The 25,171-nt window shown below is 73.2% G+C and carries 30 protein-coding genes; 16 read left to right on the top strand and 14 right to left on the bottom strand.

The features are described from left to right. Window positions 1-19 precede the first annotated feature (19 nt). The 4 genes from AB0E19_RS21355 (at window position 20) to AB0E19_RS21340 (ending at window position 2,698) form a co-directional block, all read left to right on the top strand. Window positions 20-706: a DUF2993 domain-containing protein gene (locus AB0E19_RS21355; protein ID WP_362182335.1), complete on the top strand. Its 687-nt coding sequence runs from the start codon at window positions 20-22 to the stop codon at window positions 704-706. 427 nt (window positions 707-1,133) lie between these two features. Then, window positions 1,134-1,979 (top strand): sulfurtransferase, encoded by an 846-nt coding sequence (locus tag AB0E19_RS21350; protein WP_362182332.1) that lies wholly within the window; start codon window positions 1,134-1,136, stop codon window positions 1,977-1,979. Window positions 1,980-2,026: 47 nt separating this feature from the next. After that, the gene (locus AB0E19_RS21345; RefSeq protein ID WP_031009709.1) at window positions 2,027-2,317 is read left to right on the top strand and encodes a DUF1416 domain-containing protein; all 291 of its coding nucleotides are present in this window, start codon (window positions 2,027-2,029) and stop codon (window positions 2,315-2,317) included. A 120-nt stretch (window positions 2,318-2,437) separates the two neighbouring features. Then, a complete protein-coding gene (locus AB0E19_RS21340) occupies window positions 2,438-2,698 on the top strand; it encodes a DUF3099 domain-containing protein (protein WP_362182328.1) in 261 nt (86 codons plus the stop codon). A 9-nt stretch (window positions 2,699-2,707) separates the two neighbouring features. Here the strand turns inward: AB0E19_RS21340 and AB0E19_RS21335 are convergent, their stop codons facing one another. Then, entirely contained in the window at window positions 2,708-3,223 is a 516-nt protein-coding gene (locus tag AB0E19_RS21335) for a hypothetical protein (protein WP_362182324.1), read from the bottom strand. A 122-nt stretch (window positions 3,224-3,345) separates the two neighbouring features. Continuing rightward, entirely contained in the window at window positions 3,346-3,708 is a 363-nt protein-coding gene (locus AB0E19_RS21330; RefSeq protein ID WP_362182321.1) for a DsrE family protein, read from the bottom strand. Window positions 3,709-4,026: 318 nt separating this feature from the next. Here AB0E19_RS21330 and AB0E19_RS21325 point away from each other — a divergent pair, with 318 nt between their 5' ends. The 3 genes from AB0E19_RS21325 to AB0E19_RS21315 are packed head-to-tail and all read left to right on the top strand — an operon-like array spanning window position 4,027 to window position 6,088. Beyond that, on the top strand, window positions 4,027-4,599 hold the full coding sequence (locus AB0E19_RS21325) for an FABP family protein (protein WP_189950939.1): 573 nt from the start codon (window positions 4,027-4,029) through the stop codon (window positions 4,597-4,599). Between the two features lie 50 nt (window positions 4,600-4,649). After that, window positions 4,650-5,087: a transcriptional repressor gene (locus AB0E19_RS21320; RefSeq protein ID WP_362182317.1), complete on the top strand. Its 438-nt coding sequence runs from the start codon at window positions 4,650-4,652 to the stop codon at window positions 5,085-5,087. 23 nt (window positions 5,088-5,110) lie between these two features. Beyond that, on the top strand, window positions 5,111-6,088 hold the full coding sequence (locus AB0E19_RS21315) for a folate-binding protein (protein ID WP_362182314.1): 978 nt from the start codon (window positions 5,111-5,113) through the stop codon (window positions 6,086-6,088). Window positions 6,089-6,112: 24 nt separating this feature from the next. Here the strand turns inward: AB0E19_RS21315 and dtd are convergent, their stop codons facing one another. Further along, complete coding sequence (dtd, locus tag AB0E19_RS21310; protein ID WP_362182311.1) at window positions 6,113-6,538, bottom strand: D-aminoacyl-tRNA deacylase; 426 nt, start codon at window positions 6,536-6,538, stop codon at window positions 6,113-6,115. Window positions 6,539-6,666: 128 nt separating this feature from the next. Here dtd and AB0E19_RS21305 point away from each other — a divergent pair, with 128 nt between their 5' ends. Both AB0E19_RS21305 and AB0E19_RS21300 read left to right on the top strand, forming a co-directional pair. Next, window positions 6,667-7,293 carry an ABC transporter substrate-binding protein gene (locus AB0E19_RS21305; protein ID WP_362182308.1) on the top strand — a complete coding sequence of 209 codons (627 nt, stop codon included), beginning with the start codon at window positions 6,667-6,669 and terminating at the stop codon, window positions 7,291-7,293. A 50-nt stretch (window positions 7,294-7,343) separates the two neighbouring features. Then, window positions 7,344-8,588: a GNAT family N-acetyltransferase gene (locus AB0E19_RS21300; protein ID WP_362182305.1), complete on the top strand. Its 1,245-nt coding sequence runs from the start codon at window positions 7,344-7,346 to the stop codon at window positions 8,586-8,588. A 2-nt stretch (window positions 8,589-8,590) separates the two neighbouring features. On the opposite strand, the gene AB0E19_RS21295 is transcribed toward AB0E19_RS21300, so the two are convergent. Together AB0E19_RS21295 and AB0E19_RS21290 are read right to left on the bottom strand one after the other, a co-directional pair. Beyond that, window positions 8,591-9,361 carry an ABC transporter permease gene (locus AB0E19_RS21295; protein ID WP_362182302.1) on the bottom strand — a complete coding sequence of 257 codons (771 nt, stop codon included), beginning with the start codon at window positions 9,359-9,361 and terminating at the stop codon, window positions 8,591-8,593. Next, window positions 9,354-10,310 (bottom strand): ATP-binding cassette domain-containing protein, encoded by a 957-nt coding sequence (locus tag AB0E19_RS21290; RefSeq protein ID WP_362182299.1) that lies wholly within the window; start codon window positions 10,308-10,310, stop codon window positions 9,354-9,356. The genes AB0E19_RS21295 and AB0E19_RS21290 overlap by 8 nt, the downstream gene beginning before the upstream one ends. Window positions 10,311-10,426: 116 nt before the next feature. Between AB0E19_RS21290 and AB0E19_RS21285 the strand changes: the two genes are divergently transcribed. Continuing rightward, window positions 10,427-11,206, top strand: a complete 780-nt coding sequence (locus tag AB0E19_RS21285) for a TetR/AcrR family transcriptional regulator (protein ID WP_362182296.1) — start codon at window positions 10,427-10,429, stop codon at window positions 11,204-11,206. 7 nt (window positions 11,207-11,213) lie between these two features. On the opposite strand, the gene AB0E19_RS21280 is transcribed toward AB0E19_RS21285, so the two are convergent. From AB0E19_RS21280 to AB0E19_RS21265, 4 genes are all read right to left on the bottom strand, one after another. Continuing rightward, window positions 11,214-12,665 (bottom strand): MFS transporter, encoded by a 1,452-nt coding sequence (locus AB0E19_RS21280; protein WP_362182293.1) that lies wholly within the window; start codon window positions 12,663-12,665, stop codon window positions 11,214-11,216. Window positions 12,666-12,763: 98 nt separating this feature from the next. Next, window positions 12,764-13,249 (bottom strand): MarR family winged helix-turn-helix transcriptional regulator, encoded by a 486-nt coding sequence (locus AB0E19_RS21275; RefSeq protein WP_362182290.1) that lies wholly within the window; start codon window positions 13,247-13,249, stop codon window positions 12,764-12,766. Between the two features lie 79 nt (window positions 13,250-13,328). Beyond that, window positions 13,329-13,742 carry a VOC family protein gene (locus tag AB0E19_RS21270; RefSeq protein WP_362182287.1) on the bottom strand — a complete coding sequence of 138 codons (414 nt, stop codon included), beginning with the start codon at window positions 13,740-13,742 and terminating at the stop codon, window positions 13,329-13,331. A gap of 10 nt (window positions 13,743-13,752) precedes the next feature. Then, a complete protein-coding gene (locus AB0E19_RS21265) occupies window positions 13,753-14,172 on the bottom strand; it encodes a helix-turn-helix transcriptional regulator (protein ID WP_362182459.1) in 420 nt (139 codons plus the stop codon). 87 nt (window positions 14,173-14,259) lie between these two features. On the opposite strand from AB0E19_RS21265, the gene AB0E19_RS21260 reads away from it, so the two are divergent. From AB0E19_RS21260 to AB0E19_RS21250, 3 genes are all read left to right on the top strand, one after another. Further along, a complete protein-coding gene (locus AB0E19_RS21260) occupies window positions 14,260-14,739 on the top strand; it encodes a helix-turn-helix transcriptional regulator (protein WP_362182284.1) in 480 nt (159 codons plus the stop codon). Between the two features lie 64 nt (window positions 14,740-14,803). Continuing rightward, window positions 14,804-15,376, top strand: coding sequence for a hypothetical protein (locus tag AB0E19_RS21255; RefSeq protein ID WP_362182281.1), 573 nt, complete (start codon window positions 14,804-14,806; stop codon window positions 15,374-15,376). Between the two features lie 96 nt (window positions 15,377-15,472). Continuing rightward, window positions 15,473-15,820 carry a DUF2516 family protein gene (locus AB0E19_RS21250; protein WP_362182278.1) on the top strand — a complete coding sequence of 116 codons (348 nt, stop codon included), beginning with the start codon at window positions 15,473-15,475 and terminating at the stop codon, window positions 15,818-15,820. A gap of 61 nt (window positions 15,821-15,881) precedes the next feature. Here AB0E19_RS21250 and AB0E19_RS21245 read toward each other — a convergent pair whose 3' ends face one another. The 3 genes from AB0E19_RS21245 to AB0E19_RS21235 form a co-directional block, all read right to left on the bottom strand. Continuing rightward, window positions 15,882-17,258 (bottom strand): fused response regulator/phosphatase, encoded by a 1,377-nt coding sequence (locus tag AB0E19_RS21245; protein WP_362182275.1) that lies wholly within the window; start codon window positions 17,256-17,258, stop codon window positions 15,882-15,884. Window positions 17,259-17,692: 434 nt separating this feature from the next. Next, window positions 17,693-18,757, bottom strand: a complete 1,065-nt coding sequence (locus tag AB0E19_RS21240; protein ID WP_362182272.1) for a C40 family peptidase — start codon at window positions 18,755-18,757, stop codon at window positions 17,693-17,695. A gap of 244 nt (window positions 18,758-19,001) precedes the next feature. After that, window positions 19,002-19,805 carry a class I SAM-dependent methyltransferase gene (locus AB0E19_RS21235; protein ID WP_360607932.1) on the bottom strand — a complete coding sequence of 268 codons (804 nt, stop codon included), beginning with the start codon at window positions 19,803-19,805 and terminating at the stop codon, window positions 19,002-19,004. A gap of 473 nt (window positions 19,806-20,278) precedes the next feature. Between AB0E19_RS21235 and mshA the strand changes: the two genes are divergently transcribed. Further along, window positions 20,279-21,649, top strand: coding sequence for a D-inositol-3-phosphate glycosyltransferase (gene mshA, locus AB0E19_RS21230; RefSeq protein WP_362182269.1), 1,371 nt, complete (start codon window positions 20,279-20,281; stop codon window positions 21,647-21,649). Beyond that, window positions 21,642-22,190 carry a YbjN domain-containing protein gene (locus AB0E19_RS21225; RefSeq protein ID WP_362182266.1) on the top strand — a complete coding sequence of 183 codons (549 nt, stop codon included), beginning with the start codon at window positions 21,642-21,644 and terminating at the stop codon, window positions 22,188-22,190. The genes mshA and AB0E19_RS21225 overlap by 8 nt, the downstream gene beginning before the upstream one ends. Here AB0E19_RS21225 and AB0E19_RS21220 read toward each other — a convergent pair. Further along, entirely contained in the window at window positions 22,120-23,451 is a 1,332-nt protein-coding gene (locus AB0E19_RS21220) for an MFS transporter (protein WP_362182263.1), read from the bottom strand. The two genes, AB0E19_RS21225 and AB0E19_RS21220, sit on opposite strands and share 71 nt — an antisense overlap. A gap of 126 nt (window positions 23,452-23,577) precedes the next feature. Between AB0E19_RS21220 and AB0E19_RS21215 the strand changes: the two genes are divergently transcribed. Then, window positions 23,578-24,336, top strand: coding sequence for a phosphoglyceromutase (locus AB0E19_RS21215; RefSeq protein WP_189950971.1), 759 nt, complete (start codon window positions 23,578-23,580; stop codon window positions 24,334-24,336). 255 nt (window positions 24,337-24,591) lie between these two features. Here the strand turns inward: AB0E19_RS21215 and AB0E19_RS21210 are convergent, their stop codons facing one another. Continuing rightward, window positions 24,592-25,125, bottom strand: coding sequence for a hypothetical protein (locus AB0E19_RS21210; RefSeq protein ID WP_362182259.1), 534 nt, complete (start codon window positions 25,123-25,125; stop codon window positions 24,592-24,594). Between the last annotated feature and the right edge of the window lie 46 nt (window positions 25,126-25,171).

Below are 25,171 nucleotides of genomic sequence, written 5' to 3'. Positions count from 1 at the left end.
GACGGGGGAAGAGAAAGCCATGCGAGCACTGCGGATCCTGCTGGTCGTGGCCGTCGTGCTGGGCGGAATCCTGGTGGGGGGCGACCGGCTCGCCGCCGCCTGGGCCGAGTCGGAGGTCGCGGGCCGCGCCTCGCTCGCCGGCGGCAGGACCGATTCGGTCGAGGTCGACATCAAGGGCTTCCCCTTCCTCACCCAGGCCGCCGACAAGCGCTTCGGCGAGGTCCGGGTGGTCGCGCGGGGCGCCCACACCCAGGCGGGTGACAAGTCCCTCCGGATCGACGAGATCACCTTCGACCTGCGGGACGTGACCGTCACCGGCGACTGGAGCGGCTACCGGGCCGGCGAGGCGAACGGCACGGCGCTCATCTCGTACGCGGACCTGGTCGCGGCCTCGGAGCGGGCGACGGCCATGGAGTACGGCGGCCCCGGCAAGGTGAAGGTGACGGGCAGCGTCGAGGTCCTGGGCCGCAAGGTGACCCGTACGGTCACCTCCTCGGTCACCCTGGTGGACGGCGACACCCTCAAGGTCCGCGCCGACGAGGTGCCCGGCGGCGGCATCCCGTTCCTGGAGGAGATGGTCCGCGAGCGCACCGACTTCGAGCGCCCGATCGGCCGCGTCGCCGGCATGCGGGTCGCGAAGGTGGAGCCGCGCCCCGAGGGGCTCGCGGTGACGGTGAACGGCCGGGACGTCGCGATCGCGGGCTGAGCGCGGCCTTCTTTCACATACTGAGACGACCCCGTCCGATCCGCAGAAGCACGGGCTCGGACGGCAGGAAACCGGGGCACGGCACCCCGCCCCGACCCCACTCTCGTCTCATTCTTCGGACGATCGCGTCTCACGATACGACACGCCGGTGACACGGTCGCCTGTCCGTCCCTACGATCGACGGCATGAAGCGACAGGCGGAACTCACGAAGCGGCGGGCAGTAGACCTGTGCCGCATCGCCGCCATGCTCTGTCGCTCCGTCTGAGCGGGACGCGCTCCGCGCCCGTATTCCCCCGGCCCGCCGACCCCCGAGGTCGAGGCCGCACCGCGTAGCACGACGCCGTCGGGCGCAGCCCCGACGCGTACCCGCACATGCAGCACCACCCCGCACCACACCGCCGCACACTGCCCCGGAGGAGAACAGACATGGCTCGCAGCGACGTACTGGTCGACGCCGACTGGGTCGAGGCCAACCTCGACAACCCGGCCGTCGCGATCGTCGAGGTCGACGAGGACACCGCCGCCTACGACAAGAACCACATCCGCAACGCCATCCGGATCGACTGGACCAAGGACCTCCAGGACCCGGTCCGCCGTGACTTCATCGACCAGGAGGGCTTCGAGAAGCTCCTCTCGGCCAAGGGCATCGGCAACGACACCACGGTCGTCCTCTACGGCGGCAACAACAACTGGTTCGCCTCGTACGCCTACTGGTACTTCAAGCTGTACGGCCACCAGGACGTCAAGCTCCTCGACGGCGGCCGCAAGAAGTGGGAGCTCGACTCCCGCGACCTGGTCGACGGCTCCGAGGTCCCGGCCCGCCCGGCCACCGAGTACAAGGCCCAGGCCCAGGACGTCTCGATCCGCGCCTTCCGCGACGACGTCGTGGCCGCCATCGGCACCCAGAACCTGGTCGACGTCCGCTCGCCCGACGAGTTCTCCGGCAAGCTGCTCGCCCCGGCCCACCTCCCGCAGGAGCAGTCGCAGCGCCCGGGCCACGTCCCGTCCGCCCGCAACATCCCGTGGTCGAAGAACGCCAACGACGACGGCACCTTCAAGTCCGACGCGGACCTGAAGGCCCTCTACGAGGCCGAGCAGGTCGACCTGGCGAAGGACACCGTCGCCTACTGCCGCATCGGCGAGCGCTCCGCCCTCACCTGGTTCGTCCTGCACGAGCTCCTCGAGGTCCCGAACGTCAAGAACTACGACGGCTCCTGGACCGAGTACGGCTCCCTCGTCGGCGTGCCGATCGAGCTCGGCGCCAACAAGTAAGACCGGGTCGCGCGACCTTCCCTCCCCTCTAGGACAGGACAGAGAACATGTGTGGAGCACCGATCGGCGGCCCCGACGTCAGCACCCTCAAGCCCGGTGAGACGGCCATCCAGGGCCAGGTGACCAAGGACGGCGAGCCCGTCACCGGTTACGTCCGCCTCCTGGACTCCTCCGGCGAGTTCACGGCCGAGGTCCCCACCTCCGCCACCGGCCAGTTCCGCTTCTACGCGGCCACCGGCGAGTGGACCCTCCGCGCCCTCGTCCCCGGCGCCCAGGCCGACCGCAAGGTCGTCGTCACCGAGACGGGTAGCCTGACGGACGTGGCCATCGCGGTCTGATCCGTCGCATCACAGACGGCCGGAGGGCCGTGCCTCCTGGGGGGTTGGACGCCATCACCAGGACTCGGGGCACGGCCCTTCGGTCTGTCCGCGGCGGGGTCGCGGTCGTAGGCTGGAGGTGTGTACGCACGGCGTCGGCGCGTCTACTTCTGGATGATGGGTGCCTGCCTGCTGCTCTTCGTGGGCGCCTGGGCCGTCGTGCGGTTGTTCTCCATGCCGGTGGCCATCGGGATGTGCGTGGTGGCCATGGTCATCCCGCCGGTCGCGGCGATGGTGGCGAACCGGCGGGGGCCGGAGGACCGCTGGTGGGACGACCCGTCCGGGGATGCGCAGTCGGACGAGTGGTGGGACGAGCTCGACGGCAGGAAGCGGCGGGAGTAGCGGCGGGCGTCAGCCGAACCAGGCATGGGACTCCGGCTGGTGGGGGCGGACCAGGGCCAGGATCGTCAGGGCCGTCCAGGCCACCGTGATGATCGTCATGCCGAGGAACACATAGGCGAACGGCAGGGACACCCAGCCGTAGGCGATGGCCGAGATCCGTACGCCCGGCAGGCGGGTGGGGAACCTGAGCGCGGTGGCCACGCCCCAGCCGGCCAGCGCCAGGACCAGTACGCCGAGGAACCGGACCGTGCCCGAGTGGAGCTCCGGCGCGTCGTCCTCCCAGGTCCGCGCCGCGATCTCGACGTCGTGCGTGAGCACCCAGACGGCGAGCAGGGCCTGCGCGCCGGCCAGCACCATCAGCAGCGTGCGGAGATTGCGTACCGGCCCGGGCATCGGCACGTCGCCCGGCGGGTACACGGGGGGCTCGGGCGGCTTCGCGGGGCCGCCGCCGGACCGGGCGGGGTCCCGCGGGCGGTTCCACGGGCGCTCGTCGTCGGGCCGTCCTGCGCCGTCGTTCCGTTCCACCGTGGCCTCCCCCGCCTCGCCCGGAACCGTCCGCACACACGTGCGTGCGCCATGGTCGGCGATCCGCCCGGAGGAGTCCAGGGGAGATCCGGCCGGAATCCGTACCGGAACCGGGGACGGGGTCAGTAGACGAGGGCCTGGGTGCCGTCGGTCATGGCCTCCTGGACGAAGACCTGCGCGCCGGCGATGCGGACGCCGGGCAGGACGTCCTGCTCGGTGATCTCGCGGCGGGCCGCGCACTGGGTGCAGAGGGTGATCCGGCCGGCGGCCAGGATCGAGTCGATCAGGTCCGGGAGCGGGGCGGCGTGCGGCAGCTCGAACTCGGCCGCCTTGCCCGGGAGGGCGAACCACGCGGACTCGCCGGTCAGCCACAGCGACACCTCGACGCCGCTGGCGACGGCGACGGCCGCCACGGTGAAGGCCTGGGAGCAGCGTTCCGGGGCGTCGGCCCCGGCGGTCACCTTGATCACGAGCTTCTTCGCCATGCACCGCACTGTAATGCGAGGCCGTGCCGGAGGCCGACCGGGAAGCGGGGTCCGTTCCGGTGCTTGATCGTCGGGGAGACCCACCTCACCGAGTGGGCGGGGGTCCCGCCCACTAAGCTGGGGTCCGGTCCGTTCCGCCTTCACCGCTCAGCCGAGGAGCACCCCGTGATCGTTTTCTTCGAGACCCTGCTGGTCCTGGTCGCCGTCGGCGTGCTCGCCTTCACCGGTCTGGCCGTGAAGAAGCTGTACCAGGGTCAGCGCTGACCCCTCGGTCCCTCCCCTCTCACCGGCCCCTTTCACAGATCGTCTGAGTCGCTCATGATCCAGATCCCGTCCGACCTCAACCCGGACCTCGTCCCGCTCGCGTTCCTCCTCGGGACCTGGGAGGGCGCCGGCGTGTCCGACTTCCCCGGCGCCGAGAAGTGCAACTTCGGCCAGTCCGTGACCTTCAGCCACGACGGCCGGGACTTCCTGGAGTACCACTCGCACTCCTGGGTCCTCGACGCGGAGGGCAACAAGGTCCGCCCGCTGGAGAGCGAGAGCGGCTTCTGGCGGATCGACAAGGACCGCAAGGTCGAGGTCGTGATGGTCCGCGACGACGGCGTCGTCGAGGTCTGGTACGGCGAGCTCGCCGACCAGAAGCCGCAGATCGACCTGGCGACCGACGCCGTGGCCCGCACCGCCGCCTCCGGCCCGTACAGCGGTGGCAAGCGCCTCTACGGCTACGTGAAGAGCGACCTCATGTGGGTCGGCGAGAAGGCGACCCCCGAGGTCCCGCTCCGCCCCTACATGTCCGCCCACCTGAAGAAGGTCGTCACCCCCGAGGAGGTCGCCGAGATGGCGCGCAACCTCCCCGACATGCCCGACGACGGCATCGCCTTCTTCAAGTAGGCCCCCGCGGGACCCCCGGCAGCCCGCCGCGCCCTCCTACACTGGGGGGCGTGGTGAGCACCGACTGGAAGAGCGATCTGCGGCAGCGCGGCTACCGGCTGACGCCGCAGCGTCAGCTTGTCCTGGAGGCGGTGGACGTGCTGGAGCACGCCACGCCGGACGACATCCTCGTCGAGGTGCGCAAGACCGCCTCCGGGGTGAACATCTCCACGGTGTACCGGACCCTGGAGCTCCTGGAGGAGCTCGGGCTCGTCAGTCACGCGCATCTGGGGCACGGGGCCCCGACGTACCACCTCGCGGACCGGCACCACCATCTGCATCTGGTGTGCCGGGACTGTTCGGGGGTGATCGAGGCGGACGTCGAGGTGGCCGCCGAGTTCACCGGGAAGCTGCGCGAGACCTTCGGGTTCGCGACCGACATGAAGCACTTCGCGATCTTCGGGCTGTGCGCGGACTGCGCGCGCAAGGCCGCCGCCGACGAGTCCTGACGGCGGAGTCGTAGGCTTTTCCCATGAAGAGCCCTTCGAAGAGCCCTTTGCTGTCCCTGCCCGGCGCCGTTCCCGCCGAAGGCCGTGACGAAGGCGTCGCCGCGCACTACGGCGACCTGTTCCGTGAGCAGCGTTCCCTCGCCGACGGGGCGGGATTCGTCGACCTCTCGCACCGGGGGGTCGTCACCGTCACCGGCGACGACCGGCTGAGCTGGCTGCATCTGCTGCTCACCCAGCACGTCAGCGACCTTCCGGCCGGTCAGGCCACGGAGGCGCTGATCCTCTCCGCCAACGGGCACATCGAGCACGCCCTCTCCCTCGTCGACGACGGCGAGACGGTGTGGGCGCACGTCGAGCCGGGGACGCAGGGCGAGCTGATCGCCTACCTGGAGTCGATGAAGTTCTTCTACCGGGTCGAGGTCGCCGACCGGTCGGACGAGTTCGCCGTGGTGCACCTGCCGGCCGGTTCCACCGCGGAGTCGCCCGAGGGCGTCGTCGTACGGGAGACGGCGTACGGGCGTGACCTGTTCCTGCCGCGTGCGGAGCTGGAGGCCTTCGCCGGTGCGCACGGGCCGGCCGCCGGTGTCCTCGCGTACGAGGCGCTGCGCGTGGAGGGGCACCGGCCGCGGCTCGGCTTCGAGACCGACCACCGGACGATCCCGCACGAGGTCGGGCTCATCGGCACGGCCGTGCACCTGCAGAAGGGCTGCTACCGGGGGCAGGAGACGGTCGCCCGGGTGCAGAACCTGGGGAAGCCGCCGCGCCGCCTGGTCTTCCTGCACCTGGACGGCAGCGAGGTGGCGCTGCCCGCGCACGGTACGCCGCTGCGGCTCGCGGCCGACGGGCCGGAGGGGCGTCAGCTCGGCTTCGTGACGACGGCCGTCCGCCACCACGAGCTGGGGCCGATCGCCCTGGCGCTGGTGAAGCGGAACGTGCCGGTGGACGCGCCGCTGGTGGCGGGGACGACGGCCGCCGCGCAGGAGACCGTCGTCGAGCCGTAGCCGTCGGATGCGCGACGGACGGCGTCAGACGTCGACGACGACCGTGAACGGGCCGTGGTTCGTGAGGCTGACGCGCATGTCGGCTCCGAAGCGGCCCGTCTCCACGTGCGCGCCCAGCTTCCGCAGCTGCGCGACGACCTCGTCGACGAGGGGTTCGGCGACGGGGCCCGGGGCGGCGGCGTTCCAGGTGGGGCGGCGGCCCTTGCGGGCGTCGCCGTAGAGCGTGAACTGGGAGATCACCAGGAGCGGCGCGGCCGTGTCGGAGCAGGACTTCTCGTCCTCCAGTACCCGGACGGACCAGAGCTTTCTCGCCAATTGGGCGGCCTTCTCGGGGGTGTCGTCGTGGGTGACCCCCACCAGGACGCACAGCCCCTCGCCGGTGATCTCGCCGACCGTCTCCCCTGCGACGACGACCTTCGCGCCGTCCACCCTCTGCACCACAGCTCGCATGGGCCCCAACCTACCGATCGGGGATTTCTGGGGGCCGAACGGGTGCAGAGCGCCTGCACGCGCGTGTGCGGGAGTGGCACCATGCCAGGAGGCGGTGCGGCTGCGCACCGGTCGAGGGGACGATTCTCATGAGTGCATCCAGCACGGGGCCGACGCCGTCCGGCCCCGTACCGCTGATCCGCTCCGCCGGTCCGGTGCCCGGTGGCCCGGTGCCCGGCGGTCCGGTCGCGCGGCCGCCCGTGCAGCGGACCGGTGAGCCGGCGCCGTCCGGCCGGCCGGGGCACGACCTCGGCGGGCTGCGTCTGGCCGAGCTGCGGGCGTTGCGCCGGGACGCGCAGAGCGACGAGGCCGATCTCAGCTATGTGCGCCGGATGCTGCAGGGCCGGATCGACATCCTGCGGGCGGAGCTGGCGCGCCGGACCGATCCGGAGGCGCCGGTGCTCGACCGGCTCTCCGAGATCCTCGCGGACGTGCCGTCGCGGCACCGGACCTCGGCCCGGCACGTGACGCTGTCGACGCCGCGCGGGGAGGAGTACCGGCGGCTCGCGGCCGAGATGCTGTCGGAGGTCGAGCTGTCGGACCTGACGGCCCGCACGGACGAGGAGCTGCACACCGCGATGGGACGGCTCGCCGGGTACGAGCAGCAGATCTCGCGGCGCCGGCAGTCGCTCCAGCGGACCGCCGACGACTGCGGGGCGGAGATCGCCCGTCGTTACCGGGAGGGCGAGGCGCAGGTCGACGACCTGCTGGCCTGAGCCCGGGGAAAACCCGTGGCGGAACGGGCGGGCGTGCGTAGGGTCGGGGGATGGCTGTCGAACTGCGTGCGGTGACCGAGTCCGAGTTCCCCGACTGGCTGCGTGCGTTGCGGACCGGGTTCCTGCACGAGCCGGTCGTCTCCGACGGGCTGGTCGCCGACCGGCTGGCCCATGCCGACCTGGACCGGACGCTGGCCGCCGTGGACGGCGGCCGGGTGGTCGCCACCTTCCGTTCCTTCCGGCAGGAGCTGAGCACGGTCGGCGGTGGCACCCTCGTCGCGGACGCGGTCACGCAGGTGACGGTGGCGCCGACGCACAGGCGGCGCGGGCTGCTGAGCCGGCTGATGGCGCTGGACCTGGCGGCCGCCCGGGAGCGGGGCGACGCGGTCGCGACCCTGATCGCCGCCGAGTACCCGATCTACGGCCGGTACGGCTTCGGTCCGGCGAGCTGGACGACCGAGTGGAGCGTGGACCTGCGCCGGGCGGGCCTCGATCCGCGCCGCAGCGGCCGTCCGGAGGACGGCGGCCGCATCGATCTCGCCGACGGGGCGGAGATCCGCCGGATCGGTCCCGGGCTGCACCGGCGGCTCGCCGGGGTCCGGGCCGGCGTCACCGATCGCGCGCCGCGCAACTGGGACGTGGGCACCGGCGGCGGCTATCAGCTGGAGTCGTGGACGGAGCCGTACTACGCGGTCTACCGCTCGGCCGCCGGGGAGCCGGAGGGGTACGTGTCGTACCGCTGCGACGACAAGTGGGGCGACGGCAAGCAGCCGGAGAACACGCTGACCGTGCGGGACCTGATCGCGGCGACGCCGGCCGCCGAGCACGCGCTGTGGCGGTACGTCTGCTCGGTGGACTGGGTGGCGACCGTCCGCAGCGGCCACCGGCCGCCGGACGACCCGCTGCCGCTGCTGCTGCCGGACCCGCGGGCGGCGAGGGCGGTGAGCCACGTGGACATGATGTGGCTGCGGATCCTGGACGTGGTGCGGGTCCTGGAGGAGCGGACGTACCCGGTGACGGACGGGCTCGTCCTCGACGTGCGGGACGGCGACGGCTTCGTGGGCGGCCGCTACCGCCTGGACGCCTCGCCGAAGGGGGCGTCGTGCGTTCCGACGACCGCCTCCGCGGACCTCGTGCTGGACGTGGCCGAGCTGTCGCGGCTGGTCCTCGGCGACGAGTCGGCGGTCCGGCTGGCCCTGCTGGGCCGGATCGAGGAGGCGGTGCCGGGTGCGGCGGCCCGGGCCGAGCTGTTGTTCCGGGCGCCGCTGCGGGCGTTCTCGCCCGACATCTTCTAGGGCTACCGGGTACGGAGGCGGAAGAGCGCGCCGGAGGCGGCGACGGCCAGGGCGAGGAGGCCGCCGCACCAGGCGAGCGCGGTCCAGGGCGCGTCGCCGACCGGCTGGTCGAGGAGCAGGCCGCGCATCGACTCGATGAGCGGGGTGACGGGCTGGTGCTCGGCGAAGCCGTGCAGCCAGCCCGGCATGGTCTCGATGGGCACGAAGGCGCTGCTCGGGTAGGGCAGGAACATCATGAGGAAGGTGACCGTGTTGGCCGCCTCGGGGGTCTTGGCGACGAGGCCGGCGGCCGCGGACAGCCAGGACACGGCGGTGATGTAGGCGAGCAGCAGGCCGATGGCGGCGAGCCAGCCGCCGGGGGTGGCGGTGGGCCGGAAGCCGATGAGGAAGGCGACGCCGAGGACCAGCGCGGTGGCCAGGACGTTCCGGGCGACGGTGGCGACGACGTGGCCGGTGAGGAAGGGGACGGCGCCGACGTCGAGGGTGCGGAGGCGGTCGACGGTGCCGCGCCGCATGTCCTCGCTGACGGAGACGGCGGTGGCGGCGGCGCCGAAGCCGGCGCACAGGACGATGACGCCGGGGACGACGTAGGTGACGTAGCGGGTGGCGCCGGTGTCGATGGCGCCGCCGAAGAAGTAGACGAAGACGAGCATCAGCATCACGGGCATCACCAGGGCGGTGACGACGGCGTCGAGGTTGCGCCGGCTGAGGAGGATGCCGCGCCCGACGAGGGCGGTGGTGGTGGCGAGGGGGCTCGCGGTCGCGTCAGACATGGCTCGGCTCCTTCGTGGCGCTGGTGAGGGTGAGGAAGACGTCGTCGAGGGTGGCGCTGTGCACGGCGAAGCGCGTGATGTCGGTGCGGTGCGGGTCGAGTTCGTCGAGCAGGGCGCGGACGTGGGCGGCGCTGCCGTCGGTGGGGACGCCGAGGGTGAGGGTGGCGGGGGTGTGGCCGGTGGCGTGCGGGGCGAGGCGGAGGTAGGCCTCCCGGTCGCGGGCGACGAGGTCGAGGCGGTGGCCCGCGTACCGCCGCTTGAGTTCCTCGGGGGTGCCTTCGGCGAGGGTGCGGCCGCCGCCGAGGACGGCGACGCGGTGGGCGAGCCGGTCGGCCTCCTCCAGGTACTGGGTGGTGAGGAAGACGGTGGTGCCGTGGGCCGACAACTCGCGGACGGCGTCCCAGAGTTCGTTGCGGCTGCGGGGGTCGAGGCCGGTGGTGGGCTCGTCGAGGAAGACGATGCGGGTGGTGCCGGGGTCGCGGACGAGGCCGGCGGCGAGGTCGAGGCGGCGGCGCATGCCGCCGGAGTACGTCTTCGTCTGCCGGTCGCGGGCGTCGGTGAGCCGGAAGCGTTCGAGGAGTTCGTCGGCGCGGCGGGCGGCGGCCTTGCGGGAGAGGCCGGAGAGCCGGGCGGCGAGGCGGAGGTTCTCGGCGCCGGTGAGGGTCTCGTCGACGGCGGCGTACTGGCCGGTGAGGCTGATGGCGCGGCGGACCGCGCGCCGCTCGGTGACGACGTCGTGGCCGGCCACGCGCGCGTGCCCGGCGTCGGGGGCGGCGAGGGTGGCGAGGACGCGGACGGTGGTGGTCTTGCCGGCGCCGTTGGGCCCGAGGAGGGCGAAGACGGTGCCGGTCTCGACGCGGAGGTCGAGGGAGTCGAGGACGCGGACGGCGCCGTAGGTCTTGGTGAGGCCGGCGGTCTCGATGGCGGGATTTCCGGTGGCGGGAGGCATGGGTGTCCCCTTCTGCTGCGCTCGTCGGCGTACTGCGTATGCCTTACGCGTTACTGTGTAAGGGTTACGCATTACTAGGATGGGCGTCAAGCGAGCGAGGCGAGGAGGCGGCGCGGATGACGGGTGACGAGGGCCGGAAGGGGTCCGGGGAGAGCGGCGGTACGTATCTGCCGCCGTCCGTCGAGGCCGCCTGGGGGCTGCGCGAGCGCCCCACCAAGGGGCCGAAGCCCGGGCTCAGCCAGGACCGGATCGTCGCCGCGGCCGTGGACCTCGCCTCCGCGGAGGGGCTCGCCGCCGTCTCGATGGGGCGGGTCGCCAAGGAACTGGGCGCCTCCACGATGTCCCTCTACCGGTACGTCTCCGCCAAGCAGGAGCTGTACGTCCTCATGCAGGAGGCGGCGACGGGCGCCCCGCCCGAGCTGTTCGGCCCGGAGGACCCCTGGCGGGAGCGGCTGGAGCGCTGGGCCCGGGCGATGCGCGAGGTCTATCTGCGCAACCTGTGGCTGCTGCGCGTCCCGGTCTCCGGCCCGCCCGCGACGCCGCACGCGGTGGCCTGGTGGGAGAAGGCGCTGCTGGCGCTGGACGGCACCGGTCTCGGCGAGGGCGCCAAGATCTCGGTGACGCTCCTCGTGGCCGGCTTCGTGAAGAACGACGCGCTGATGATGGCGGAGCTGGCCGACGCCGTGGAGGCGTCCGGGTCCGCGCCGGAGGAGGCGATGGCCCAGTACAGCCGCACCCTGCGCCGGCTGGTCGACCCGGAGGTGTACCCGCGGGTGGCGGGGCTGATCGAGTCCGGGGTCCTGGACCGGCCCGACGCCCCCGACGACGAGTTCCGCTTCGGTCTGGCCCGGATCCTGGACGGCGTCGCGGCCCTCGTGGAGGGCCGCGCTTCCTGAATCGCCGTCAGGCCGCCATGGCCACCTCGGACTTCGGTGCCCGCGCCTTCTCCTTGCGCAGCACGGCCGCGGCGATCGCGAGGGCGGCGACCAGAAGTCCCGTGCCGACCGCGAAGGCGAGGCGGTAGCCGCCGGTCAGGGCCTCGGCGGTGCTCCGGCCGGCCGCGTCGAGCGCCTCGGTGCGGGCGGCGGCCAGGGTGGTGAGGACGGCGACGCCGAGCGCCATGCCGATCTGCTGCGTGGTGTTGAAGAGGCCGGAGGCGAGGCCCGCGTCGGCCTCGTCGGCGCCCGACATCCCGAGCGCGGTGAGCGCGGGCAGCGCCAGGCCGAAGCCGGCGGCGAGCAGCATCACGGGGAGCAGGTCGACGGCGTACGAGGCGTGCGCCGGGAGCCGGGTGAGCAGGCCGAGGACGCCGATCAGCAGGGTGAGTCCGGTGAGCAGGACGGCGCGCTCGCCGAAGCGGGTGATCAGCCGCGCGGCCGCGCCGAGCGAGACGGCGCCGATGACCAGGGCGGCGGGCAGCATCGCGAGACCGGTGGCGGTGGCGCCGTACCCCTGGGCCTTCTGGAGGTAGAGGGCGACCAGGACCTGGAAGGAGAACAGGGCGGCGACCATGAGGAGCTGGACGGCGTTGGCGCCGGCGACGGCCCGGGAGCGGAGGATCCGCAGCGGCATCAGCGGGGTCGCGGCCGTGCGCTGGCGGACCAGGAAGCCGGCGAGGAGGGCGAGGGCGAGCGCCCCGAGGCCGAGGGTGTGGGCGGAGCCGGCGCCGTACTCCTCGATGCGCACGACCGCGTAGATGCCGGTCATCAGGCCCGCGGTGACCAGGAACGCGCCGAGCGTGTCGGCGCCGGCCCGCAGGCCGAGTCCCCGGTCGGCGGGGAGGGCGCGGGTGGCGAGGGCGATCGCGGCGGCGCCGATCGGCAGGTTGATGAAGAAGATCCAGTTCCAGGAGAGGGCGTCGGTGAGGAGTCCGCCGAGGACCTGGCCGACGGAGGCTCCGGCGGCGCCGGTGAAGCTGAACACGGCGATGGCGCGGGCCCGTTCGCGGGGCTCGGTGAAGAGCGTGACGAGGATGCCGAGGCTGACCGCGGAGGACATCGCGCTGCCGGCGCCCTGGAGGAAGCGGGCGGCGATCAGGACGGCGGGGGAGGCGGCGACGGCGGCGAGCAGGGAGGCGCCGGTGAAGACGGCGATCCCGGCGAGGAACATCCGTCTGCGTCCGATCAGGTCGCCGAGCCGTCCGGCGAGCAGGAGGAGCGAGCCGAAGGTGATCAGGTAGGCGTTGACGACCCAGCTCAGTCCGGCCGGGGTGAAGCCGAGGTCGGCCTGGATGGCGGGCATCGCGACGGTGACGATGCTGCCGTCGAGGACGGTCATGAGCATGGCGCTGGCGAGGACGGTGAGCGCGAGGGAGCGGGAGCCGGAGCCGGAGCCGGAGCGGGAGTGGGTACGCATGGATCTCTCCTGTCGAGGGAGGCAACAGGAGAGACGTTAGCAGAAGGTTTTGTTGCAGACTATTTTTTACGGGACGTTGTGCGGGGGGTGGGGTGGGGTCAGTTCTTCTGGCGGGCCCGGCGGGCGGTCGCCGGCGCCTCGACGGGCGTCCTCAGGTGGTCCTCGGCCAGTCGGCCCAGCGCGCGGACCAGCACCTCCCGCTCCTCCTCCGGCAGTGAGCCCAGGGCGCCCGCGTGGACGCCGTCCACGATCCGCCGGCTCTCCGCGGCGAGCCGCGCGCCCGCCTCGGTGACGGCGATGATCCGCGCCCGCCGGTCCGTGCTCGACGGGCGCCGCTCGGCGAGTCCGGCCTTCTCCAGGGCGTCGACGGTGACGACCATCGTCGTCTTGTCCATGTCGCCGATCTCGGCGAGCTGCGCCTGGGTCCGCTCCTCCTCCAGGGCGTGGACGAGGACGCAGTGCATCCGGGCCGTGAGCCCGATCTCCGCCAGCTCCGCCGCCATGCGCGTCCGGAGGACGTGGCTCGTGTGGTCGAGGAGGTAGGAGAGGTCGGGCTCGCTGCGGCGGGGCGTCAAGGCGGTCATGCCGCCAGGATAGGGGAGGTCGGTCCGTCGCGGATTATCGGAAACCGGAGGATCGCCTCCCCCGGGGGGAGTGAGGGGGTCAGGAGAGCGGCTGCTGGAACACGATCTGGTTGCCCGCCGGGTCGAGGAAGGCGCACTCGCGGACGCCGTACGGCTGGTCCACCGGCTCGCGCAGGACCTCGGCGCCCGAGGCGGTGATCCGCTCGAAGGCCGCGTCGCAGTCGTCCGTACCGAAGATCGCCGCACGCAGCAGGCCCTTGCGCATGAGGTCGACGACCGCCTGGCGGTCGGTCTCGGAGGCGCTCGGGTCGGCGAGCGGCGATTCGAGGACCACCGACACGTCCGGCTGCGCGGGCGAGCCCACGGTCACCCAGCGCATGCCCTGGAAGCCGACGTCCTTGCGGACCTCCAGGCCGAGCGCGTCGCGGTAGAAGCCGAGCGCCTTCTCGTGGTCGTCGACGGTGATGAAGGTCTGGGAGAGGTTGATGTCCATGCCCTCCACGCTAGGGAGCGCTGTCGAGCGGCGCTTCTCCGTTCCTGACCGGTCGCGAGGCCACCTTGGCGACGCAGGCGGGCAGGGCGGCGTCGGCGCCGTGCGCACGGGCCCGGTACGCGCTCGGCGTCTCACCGACCAACTGGGTGAAGCGCGAGCTGAACGAGCCGAGCGACGTGCATCCCACCTCCATGCAGACGTCCGTCACCGACAGGTCCCCGCGCCGGAGCAGCGCCTTGGCCCGCTCGATCCGGCGGGTCATGAGGTAGCCGTACGGCGTCTCGCCGAAGGCGGCGCGGAAGCTCCGCGCGAAGTGCCCGGTGGACATCAGTGCCGTCTGCGCGAGCGCCGCCACGTCCAGGGGGCTCGCGTACTCGCGGTCCATCCGGTCCCGTGCCCTGCGCAGGCGCCGGAGGTCGTCGAGGGGGATGCGGGTCGCCACGCCCCCACGGTAGCGGGAACACAGTTGCAAGCGGACTGCTTGCAATAGTTAGCAAGCGGTGGCAGGGTACGGACCATGGCATCGCTCAACGTCGGCAACCTCGGCAGCCTCGGCGACTACCTGCGCGAGCAGCGGCGCACCGCGCAGCTCTCGCTGCGGCAGCTCGCCGATGCCGCCGGGGTGTCGAACCCGTACCTGAGCCAGATCGAGCGCGGACTGCGCAAGCCCAGCGCCGAGGTGCTCCAGCAGGTCGCCAAGGCGCTGCGGATCTCGGCCGAGACGCTCTACGTGCGGGCCGGGATCCTCGACGAGAAGGACCGCGAGGAGCTGGAGACGCGGGCCGTCATCCTCGCCGACCCCTCGATCAGCGAGCGGCAGAAGCAGGTGCTGCTGCAGATCTACGACTCCTTCCGCAAGGAGAACGCGGCGGAGTCCGGAGCGACCGGCCAGGACGCGGCCGGACAGGACACGGTCAGCCGGGACACGGCCGGACAGGACACGGTCGGCCGGGACACGGTCGGCCGGGACACGGTCGGCCGGGACGCGGCCGGCTAGAGCGACCAGCCAGAGCGACCAGCTCGTACGTCAGCTTGTACGCCCCACCGGGAGGACCACCAGCATGGCCATCATCGACGAACTGCGTACCCCCCTCTACTTCGCCGCCGGCACCGCCGACCTCGCGGTGCGCCAGGCCCGCAAGGTGCCCGGGCTGATCGAGCAGCTGGCCGCCGAGGCGCCCGGCCGGATCGAGGCCGTGCGGAAGACCGACCCGAAGGCCGTGCAGGAGAAGGTCCAGGAGAAGGTGCAGGCCACGGTCGCCGAGGTCGTCGGGGTCGTCGGCGGTCTCGACACCGACCTCAAGAAGCTGGGCGAGACGGCGCAGGACCTCGCCCTGCGGGGCGTCGGCGTGGCCGCCGAGTACGCGGTGAAGGCGCGCGAGAAGTACGAGGAGGTCGCCGCCCGGGGCGAGGAGACCGTCCGCGCCTGGCGCGGCGAGACGGCCGAGCCGACCACGGAGATCACGGTCGTGGTCGAGCCGGAGCCGGAGCCGGTCGTCGAGCCGGCGCCGGAGCCGGTCGCCGAGGCCGAGGCCGAGGCCGCGCCCAGGACCGCGGCCGCCCGCAAGCCCGCCGCCCGCAAGACGCCCGCCAAGAAGGCGGCCGCCGCCAAGGCGGACGTGACGGCCGAATAGCGGATCCGGGCACCATTCCTGGGGTCCGAAGCGTTGGAACGGGTACCTTGACCGCGAGGCGCGTACGTACCCCATGACCCCTAGGCGGTGTTCAGCATGCTGATGGACCGGTTCGACAACACCCTCAACCTGCTGATGTTCCTGGTCTTCACCGGTTTCGCCATCGCCTCGTTCGTGATCGCGGCGCTGGTCAGGGAGGACGCGTACCGGGCCGCGGACAAGCAGACGAAGAAGTTCTGGCTGATCCTCCTCGGGGTCAACCTCGCCCTGAACCTCCTCCTCCCCGGTCTCCTCTTCCTCCTCATCGCGGGCCTGATCGCCGCCATCGTCTTCATGGTGGACGTCCGCCCGGCCCTCAAGCAGGTCATGGGCGGCGGCGGGGGCGGCCGGCGCGGCGGTTCCAGCAGCGACGGCCCGTACGGCCCCTACAACGGCGGCCGGTAGCGGTCGCCGTCGTAGGGGCGTCGTAGGGGCGTCACGGTGTCGGGCGCGGGGCCCGGGGGTGCTACCCCCGGGCCCCGCCGCGTTCCAGGGCCAGCAGGGCCACGTCGTCGGTCAGCTCGCCGCCGTTGAGCGTGCGGGCCTCCGCCATCGCCGCCTCCAGGAGCGCCTCGCCGCGCAGGCCCCCGGTGATCTGCCGGTTGATCATGTCGACCATGCCGTCCTGCCCGAGCCGCGGCGAGCCGGGACCGGCGGTCCGGCCCTCGATCAGGCCGTCGGTGTAGAGGAGCAGGCTCCACGCCCCGCCCAGCTCGACCTGGCGGCGCGGCCAGCGGGCGCGCGGCAGCAGACCCAGCGCCGGGCCCCCGTCCTCGTACGGCAGCAGGCGCGCCGTCCCGCCCTGCTGGGCGACCAGCGGCGCCGGGTGGCCGGCCAGGCAGAGTCCGGCGCGGCGGCCGTCGGGCGCGATGTCGACCGTGCAGAGGGTCGCGAAGATCTCCTCGCTCTCCCGCTCGTGCTCCAGGACCTGCTGGAGGGTGGAGAGCAGCTCGTCGCCGCAGAGCCCGGCGAAGGTCAGGGCGCGCCAGGCGATGCGCAGCTCGACGCCGAGGGCGGCCTCGTCGGGACCGTGGCCGCAGACGTCGCCGATCATGGCGTGCACGGTGCCGTCCGGGGTGCGGACGACGTCGTAGAAGTCGCCGCCGAGCAGCGCGCGGGAGCGGCCCGGCCGGTAGCTGGCGGCGAAGCGGAGGTCGGAGCCCTCCAGGAGCGGGGTGGGCAGCAGGCCGCGCTCCAGGCGGGCGTTCTCCTGGGCGCGCAGCCGGGACTCGGCGAGCTTCACCTTGGTGGCGTCGTTGCGCTTGCGCTCGACCGCGTAGCGGATGGCGCGGCTCAGCAGCCGGCCGTCGAGCTCCTCGCGGAAGAGGTGGTCCTGGGCCCCGACGCGTACCGCCTCGGCGGCGAGCCCCGCGTCGGCGGAGGGGGCGAGGGCCAGCACGGCGTGGCGGGGCGCGAGGCGCAGGATGTGCCGCAGCGGGGCGAGCGGGTCCTCGTCGGCCGCGCCCCGGGGCACGGGCAGCGAGAGGTCGACGAGCACGCAGTGCACGTCGTCGGTGAGGAGCCGCTCGGCCTCGGTGAGGTTGCGGGCGGTGCGGATGCGGATCCGGGTGCCCGCGGCGCCGGCGGCGTCGAGCAGCTCGGGTACGGCGAGGGCGCCCGCCGGGTCGTCCTCGACGACCAGGAGGGTGAGGTCGGTGCGGTCGCGGTCGGTTCCTGTGCCTGTGGCTGTGCTGGTTCCTGCGCCTGTGCCGGGTGCTGTGTCTGTGCCGGCTGCTGCGTCGGTGCCGGTCGCCGCGTCGCTCGCGGCGGTGGCGTCCATGGCGGCGGTGTCGCATGGCCCCGCAGCAGAGACGATTCTCTGGCGCGGTACGGATACGGGCATCGGTCCGGGTTTCCTTCCCTCCCCCGAGGGTGCGCCGGGCGCCGGGTGGCGGCCCGCCCGTCCGGGACCATAGCGCCCGTGCGGCGCCCGGCGGAATGGCGATCACTCCGCGGGCGCCGGGGTCTTCCTTGGCATATGCCGCGGAAGGGGAGGTAGTTGCGCACCGATCGGGCACGGGCGGGCCCCGGACCCATGAGAAAGGTCACTCGGGGCCGCCCGTGTGTCAGGTCGGGCGTCGGCCCGGGGGGCGAGCCGGGTGTCGGGCCCGCGCGTCGGGTCGCGCGTCGGGCCCACGTGTCAGGGCCGGGCGTCGGGTGTGCGTCGGGCCCGCGTGTCAGGCCCCGCGCGTCAGGAGGGGCGTCGGGCCCGCGTGTCAGGCCCGCGCGTCGGGCCGTGCGTCGGGCCGGGCGGCAGGAGGGGCGTCGGGCCGGGCGTCAGGAGGGGCGGACGATGCCGAGGATCTCCATCGAGCCGGCGCCGGCCACGGTCACGTCCCGGCCGGGCCGGGGCGCGTGGACCATCTTCCCGTCGCCGATGTACATGCCGATGTGGCTGGCGTCCTTGTAGTAGACGATCAGATCGCCGGGGCGCATGTCCTGCGGCTGCACGCGGGGGAGCAGCCGCCACTGCTCCTGCGAGGTGCGCGGGATGCGCTCGCCGGCGGCCGCCCAGGCGGACTGGGTGAGACCGGAGCAGTCGAAGGAGTCGGGGCCCTCGGCGCCCCACACGTACGGCTTGCCGACCTGTGCGAGGGCCGCTTCGACCGCCCTGCGGCCCTCCGCGGTGGACTCGGCGCCGAGCTCGTCGAGGATGCCGGTGTCCAGCCACTTGGTCTGGGCCCGCTGCCGGGCCTGCTCCTCCAGGCGGCGCAGCCGCTCGCGCTCCTCGGCGGCGAGCTCGCTCTCCAGCTTCCTCGCGGCGGCGATCTTCTCGTTGATCTCCTTCTTCGCGGCGGCCTGCCGGACCCGGTCGGCCTCCAGCTTGGTCCAGTTGTCGCCGGCCTCCGAGGCGTAGGTGTCCAGCTCGGCCTGGGCGCGGGTGAGTTCGCCGAGGAGGTCGCTGGTGGCCTTGGCGCCCTCGCGGAGCCGGCCGGCCGTGTCGAGGTAGAGCTGCGGGTCGCCGGAGAGGGCGAGCTGGGCGCTCCGGGGGATGCCGCCGCTGCGGTACTGGGCGCGGGCGGTGGCGCCGGCCTGGGCCTTGAGCGCGTCGATCCGCTTGCGGCCGCCCTCGATCATGCGGGCGAGCCGGACGATCTCGGCGGACTGGGTCTCGGTGCGCTCCTCGGCGAGGTTGTACGCGTCGGTGGCGGCGGCCGCCTGGTGGTAGAGCGCCTCGATCTCCGTACGGACCTCTTCGAGGGTCTTCTTCGGCGCGGGCGGCGGCGGGGGCAGCGGGGCGGCGGCGGCCTGGAGGGTGAACACCGGTGTGGCCAGGACGGCCAGGGCGCAGGCCACGGTGACCGCGGCGGCGGCGTACGGACGTCGGCGTCGTCGGTTCACTGGCTCCCCCTCACGGCCCGGGTGTCCCCCCTGGGCCGCTTTCTGATTTACCGTCAGTAACTTGTGTGGTCCTGGCGATAGTGCCACGTGATTCCGGAAAACGACAGGTACCCCACCAGAGTGACGCCCGGGAACCGACGGACGTTCCCCCGGCGGGGTGCCATGATCAGGCGCCCCTGGGCCGTCCCTTCCGGACCATGCCGGGCTCGCGGCGTCCGGTGCGGCCTGATCCGAGGGGAACGGCCTAGCCGGCGCGGGGTGCCAGGGCGTCCCAGCGCACCGTGACCTCGCCCTGGCGCCACCGTTTCGGGCCGTCCGTGACCGGCCAGTCCGCCGCGAGGTCCCGGACGGCGCGGATCCAGCGCTGCCGGGCGCCCAGGGAGGCGTACGGGGCCGCCGCCGCCCAGGCCCGGTCGAAGTCCCGCAGGAAGGCGTGGACCGGCTCGCCCGGCACGTTGCGGTGGATCAGTGCCTTCGGGAGGCGTTCGGCGAGGTCCGAGGGGCGGTCGAGCGAGCCGAGCCGGGTCGCGAGGGTGACCGTGCGCGGCCCGCCCCGGTCGAGCGCCACCCACACGTGCCGGCGCCCGATCTCGTCGCAGGTCCCCTCGACGAGGAGGCCGTCCGGCGCGAGCCGCCCGCACAGGCGCTCCCACACCGCCGCGACCTGCTCCTCGTCGTACTGGCGCAGCACGTTCGCGGCCCGGATCAGCGCGGGCGCGCCCGGCACCGGCACCTCGAAGCCGCCGTGCACGAAGCGCAGGCCCTCGTGCCGCTCCTCGTACGGCCTCGCGGCCTCCACCCTGGCCGGTTCGATCTCGATCCCGTACAGCAGGGTGCGGGGCTCGGCGGTGCGCAGCCGCGCGAGCAGCTCCACGGCGGTCCAGGGGGCGGCGCCGTACCCGAGGTCGACGGCGACGGGCGGCTCGGGGGAGCGGCGCAGGGCGGGCCCGTGGACGGCGGCGATCCAGCGGTCCATGCGGCGCAGCCGGTTGGGGTTGGTGGTCCCGCGGGTCGGGGTGCCGACGGGGCGGGTGGTGCGCGGGGCCATGGGACGAGGATACGGAGCCGCGCGGGGGAGCGGCCCCGGGGCCACGGCGCTCCCTGTGCCCCGACCCTGTCCCCGCCGTCCCTGCCGTCCCCGCCGTCCCCGCCGTCCCCGCCGTCCCTGCCGTCCCTGCCGTCCCTGCCGTCCCCGCCGGCCCGCCCGGCCGCTCGGTCGCTGCCCGGCGACCTCAGCCCCGCCCCCCACCCACTCCCCGTCCCCCCCCCGCCACTCCCCCCCCCACCACTTTCCGTCCCCCCACCACTTCCCGTCCCCCCCACCACTCCCCGCCCAACCGCCCGCATCCACCCCCCAACCTCGACCTTCCTTCGAGTAATGAATTGGCAAAACGCCGGACGCGGTGGAAAGGGTGGAAATGAAGGAGGTCGTTCCGGTGTTGTGCGGGGCGGAGGACGTGGACCGCGCCCTCCGCCTGTCATGTCCGCACGCCAGGCCCCTCTCGCGGAAGGACCGCCGACGTGAGCCAGTACGTGTCCCGGTTCGCCGGCACCCGGCACCGGCACCCGGCAGCGGCCTCCCGGCTCCGGCTGCCGGGCCGCCCCCGGACCCCCCGCCGGGTGGCCATGCTCTCCGTGCACACCTCCCCGCTCCACCAGCCGGGCACCGGCGACGCGGGCGGCATGAACGTCTACATCGTCGAGCTCGCCAAGCGGCTCGCCGCCATCGACATCGAGGTCGAGATCTTCACCCGGGCCACCACCGGCGGCCTCCCGCCGGTGGTCGAGCTGGCGCCCGGGGTCCTGGTGCGGCACGTCGACGCGGGTCCGTACGAGGGCCTCGCCAAGGAGGAGCTGCCGGCCCAGCTCTGCGCCTTCACGCACGGCGTGATGCAGGCGTGGGCGGGCCACCGTCCCGGCCACTACGACCTGGTCCACTCGCACTACTGGCTCTCCGGTCACGTCGGCTGGCTCGCCGCCGAGCGGTGGGGCGTCCCGCTCGTCCACGCCATGCACACCATGGCCAAGGTCAAGAACGCGGCGCTCGCCGAGGGCGACACCCCCGAGCCGGCCGCGCGGGTCATCGGCGAGACCCAGATCGTCGCCGCCGCCGACCGGCTGATCGCCAACACCACCGAGGAGGCCGACGAGCTGGCCCGCTTCTACGACGCGGACCCCGGCAAGATCGCGGTCGTCCACCCCGGGGTCAACCTCGACCGCTTCCGGCCCGCCGACGGCCGCACCGCCGCCCGCGCCCGCCTCGGCCTGCCGGCGGACGCCTTCGTGCCGGTCTTCGCCGGCCGGATCCAGCCCCTCAAGGCCCCGGACATCCTGCTGCGCGCCGCCGCTGTGATGGTGGACCGGGACCCCTCGCTGCGCTCCCGCATGGTGGTGCCGGTGGTCGGCGGCCCCAGCGGCAGCGGCCTCGCCAAGCCGGAGCAGCTCCAGAAGCTCGCCGCCCGGCTCGGCATCGCCGACCTCGTCCGCTTCCACCCGCCGGTGGGCCAGGAGCGGCTCGCCGACTGGTTCCGGGCCGCGTCGGTCCTCGTCATGCCCTCGTACAGCGAGTCCTTCGGGCTGGTCGCGATCGAGGCGCAGGCGGCCGGCACCCCGGTCGTCGCGGCCGCGGTGGGCGGCCTGCCCGTCGCCGTGCGGGACGAGCGGACCGGCTTCCTGGTGCGGGGCCACGACCCGGCGGAGTACGCACGGGTGCTGGACCGTTTCGCCGCCGACCCGGGTCTCACGCTCCGGATGGGCGAGGCGGCGGCGCGGCACGCCGAGTCCTTCGGCTGGGACACGGCCGCGTCGGGCACCGCCGACGTGTACACGGCCGCCATGCACGACCACCGCCAGCGCACGCACCACCGTCGCGTACGCTCCCACCATGGCTGACGCTCAGGACGCGCAGGACGTACGGCGGATCGTCGAGGACACCCTCACCGAGGCGGAGCTGGAGTGGGAGAGCCCCGCGCCCGGCTCGTACGTGGTCAAGCTTCCCGGCACCCGCAAGCTGTTCACCACGCTGTCGCTGCGCCTGGGCCGTCACTCCCTCTCCCTCAACGCCTTCGTCGTCCGTCACCCGGACGAGAACGAGGCCGGCGTCCACCGCTGGCTCCTCGAACGGAACCTCAGGCTGTACGGGGTGGGGTACGCGATCGACCCGCTCGGCGACATCTACCTCGCCGGCAAGCTGCCGCTGGCCGCCGTCACGCCGGAGGAGCTGGACCGGCTGCTCGGCTCGGTCCTGGAGACGGCGGACGGCGACTTCAACACGCTGCTCGAACTCGGCTTCGCGTCGGCCATCCGCCGGGAGTACGCCTGGCGGGTCTCCCGGGGAGAGTCGACGCGGAACCTCGACGCGTTCAGGAACCTGACGCGGGAGCAGGCTGCTTCGGCTCCTCCTTCTGTTCCGGCCGCGCCGGAACGGGACTGACGGCCCCGGCGGATTCGACGGCCCCGGCGGACTCGACGGACTCGTCCTCGGCCAGCGCCTTCCGCAGCCGCAGCGTGTAGCCGACGGCGGCGAGGACGCCGACGCCGAAGGTGCCGGCCCACAGGACGTCCGAGCCGGGCCCGTCGACGATCGCGCCGGCGAGGACGGGCGCGACGAAACCGGCGACGGCCCACGACATGCCCATGACGCCCTGGTAGCGGCCGCGGGCGTGCTCGGGGGCGAGCCGGGCGGTGGCGGCGGCGTTCGTCGGCACGTGCACCATCTCGCCGATCGTCCACACGATGACGGTGGCGGCGAAGGCGACGGACGAGCCGGCCAGCGCGGTGGCGCCGGTGCCGACGGCGAAGAGCAGCGCGGAGACGGTGAGCAGGGCGACCGGCGAGCGCCGCTCGGTCACCTTGTTGACCAGCAGCTGGAAGCCGACGATCACGACGCCGTTGACGGCGATGACCATGCCGTACGAGGACGGCGGCAGGCCCTGCTCGGCCATGGTCAGCGGCAGGCCGATCCAGGGCGCGGTGAAGACCAGGCAGACCAGCAGGTTGAGCAGCACGAGCGTCCGGAAGGGAGCGTCGCGCAGCACGTCGAGCATCGACACCTTCTCCGCCGGCCCGCTCTCCCCGGCCGCCTTCTCCGCGGGCCGCTCCGGCCGGGTCTCCGGCAGTCGCAGGAAGACGATCACGGCGCAGAGGGTGGTGGCGACGGCGTCGACGAGGAAGAGGGTGCGGTAGCCGAGGAAGGCGGCGGCGCCGCCCGCGATCGAGGCGACGGCGAAGCCGAGGTTGAGGGCCCAGTAGTTGAGGGCGTAGGCGCGGCGCACGTCGTCGGCGGGGACCATGTCGGCGATCGTCGCGTTGATGGAGGGGCGGACGGCCTGCATGGCGACGCCCATGAGCAGCACGACGGCGGCCACGCCCCAGGCGCTGGTGACGAAGGCGAGCGCGGCGGCGCAGGCGGCGCCCGCGAGGTGCATGGTGATCATGGTGGGCCGGCGGCCCCAGCGGTCGGTCAGCACGCCGCCGAGCGGGGAGCCGGCGACGCCGCCGAGGCCGTGGAGGGCGACGACGAGACCGGCGAACCAGGCGGAGTACCCGAGCTCGACGGTCAGGTAGTACGAGAGGAAGGTCAGGACGAAGGCGCCGGTCCTGTTGACCAAGGTCGACAGCCAGAGCCACCAGAAGCCCTGCGGGAGACCGGAGACGGTGGCGTGTGCCGACCGTCTGAGCGATTCGATGGACATATGAGGTGCTCCCCCCGCGTGCTGTAAGACCCTCCAACAGCTCTCGAAACTTACGCATCTCGGCAGGCGGACGCCAGCGAATTGACGACGCGCGTCAATCGTCAGCGGTCCATTAGGCTCGTACGCATGGCCGACGCACCGTACAAGCTGATCCTCCTCCGCCACGGCGAGAGCGAGTGGAACGAGAAGAATCTGTTCACCGGATGGGTGGACGTGAACCTCACCGCGAAGGGTGAGAAGGAGGCGACGCGCGGCGGCGAGCTGCTCAAGGACGCCGGCCTGCTCCCCGACGTGCTGCACACCTCCCTCCAGAAGCGCGCCATCCGCACCGCCCAGCTCGCGCTGGAGTCCGCGGACCGCCACTGGATCCCGGTCCACCGCTCCTGGCGCCTGAACGAGCGTCACTACGGCGCCCTCCAGGGCAAGGACAAGGCCCAGACCCTCGCCGAGTTCGGCGAGGAGCAGTTCATGCTCTGGCGCCGCTCGTACGACACCCCGCCGCCGCCGCTCGCCGACGACGCCGAGTACTCCCAGGCCGGCGACGCCCGCTACGCGACCATCCCGCCGGAGCTGCGCCCGCAGACCGAGTGCCTCAAGGACGTCGTGGAGCGCATGCTCCCGTACTGGTACGACGGCATCGTCCCGGACCTCCTCGCCGGCCGCACCGTCCTGGTCGCCGCCCACGGCAACAGCCTCCGCGCCCTGGTGAAGCACCTCGACGGCATCTCCGACGCCGACATCGCGGGCCTCAACATCCCCACGGGCATCCCCCTCTCGTACGAGCTCGACGAGAACTTCAAGCCCCTCAACCCCGGCGGCACCTACCTCGACCCGGAGGCCGCCGCAGCCGCCATCGAGGCCGTCAAGAACCAGGGCAAGAAGTAGTCCTTACGTGCGAAAGAGCCCCCGACCTGCGGATTCTCCGCCGGGAGGGGGCTTCTTCGTGTCCTGGGGCCCTCTGCGGGCCGTCAGGGGGACGGGGCCGTGCTCGCGTCGGACTCCGGTTCCTCTCGGACTTCGGCCAGGGCGCCGGCGCTTCGCAGCACGGTGACGGCATCGTCGGCCTCGTCCTGGGGCCAGGGCCCGTACTGCCGAAACGTGATCCGGCGCGCGGGCCGTACCGCGGGGTTGTACGAGGGGTCAGTGCTCCTGGGCCCCGCCCGCCGCCTCGTCGCAGGCGCGGTCGCGGAACTCGTCGAGGGAGGAGACGCGGATCTCGTCGTCGAGGGTGTAGCGGACCTGGCCGGGCTTCAGGCGGGCCAGGTCCTCCGGGGTGAAGCTGACGGGGGTGGCCGACCAGGAGCCGTCCTCGGTCCAGCCGGCGAGGCGGTAGCTGCGGCCCTTCTCCAGGCGGGCGGTCCGGGTCTCCGGGGTCCAGCGCTCCGCCTCCGGGGCGCCCGCGGTCTGCATCAGGGGCCAGGAGGTGAAGCCGGTGACCGGGCCGTCGTGGCGCCAGTCGCCGGTGATCTCCCGGGACTCCTTCGGCACGTCGTCGGGGTAGAGCATCGCCCCGTCCACATGGTCGTGGCACATCAGGAGGACGCCGAGCGGGGTGCCGTCCTCCGTCACCGACACGCCCGCGAGGCCGGCCGGGGTCGTCGCGCAGCCCGTGAGCAGCAGGGCGGCGGCACCGGCCGCTGCCGCCGTCAGGAGGGTCGCTCGCGCGGAGGGCATGGCCGCAATTCTGTCGGGCCGAGGGGCGGCCTGCCCAGGGGGTGAC

The organism is Streptomyces sp. NPDC047974 (assembly GCF_040653375.1).
Taxonomy (GTDB): Bacteria; Actinomycetota; Actinomycetes; order Streptomycetales; family Streptomycetaceae; genus Streptomyces.
Note: the sequence above shows the minus strand (reverse complement) of the source record. Positions and strands in the feature narration are given on the sequence as shown.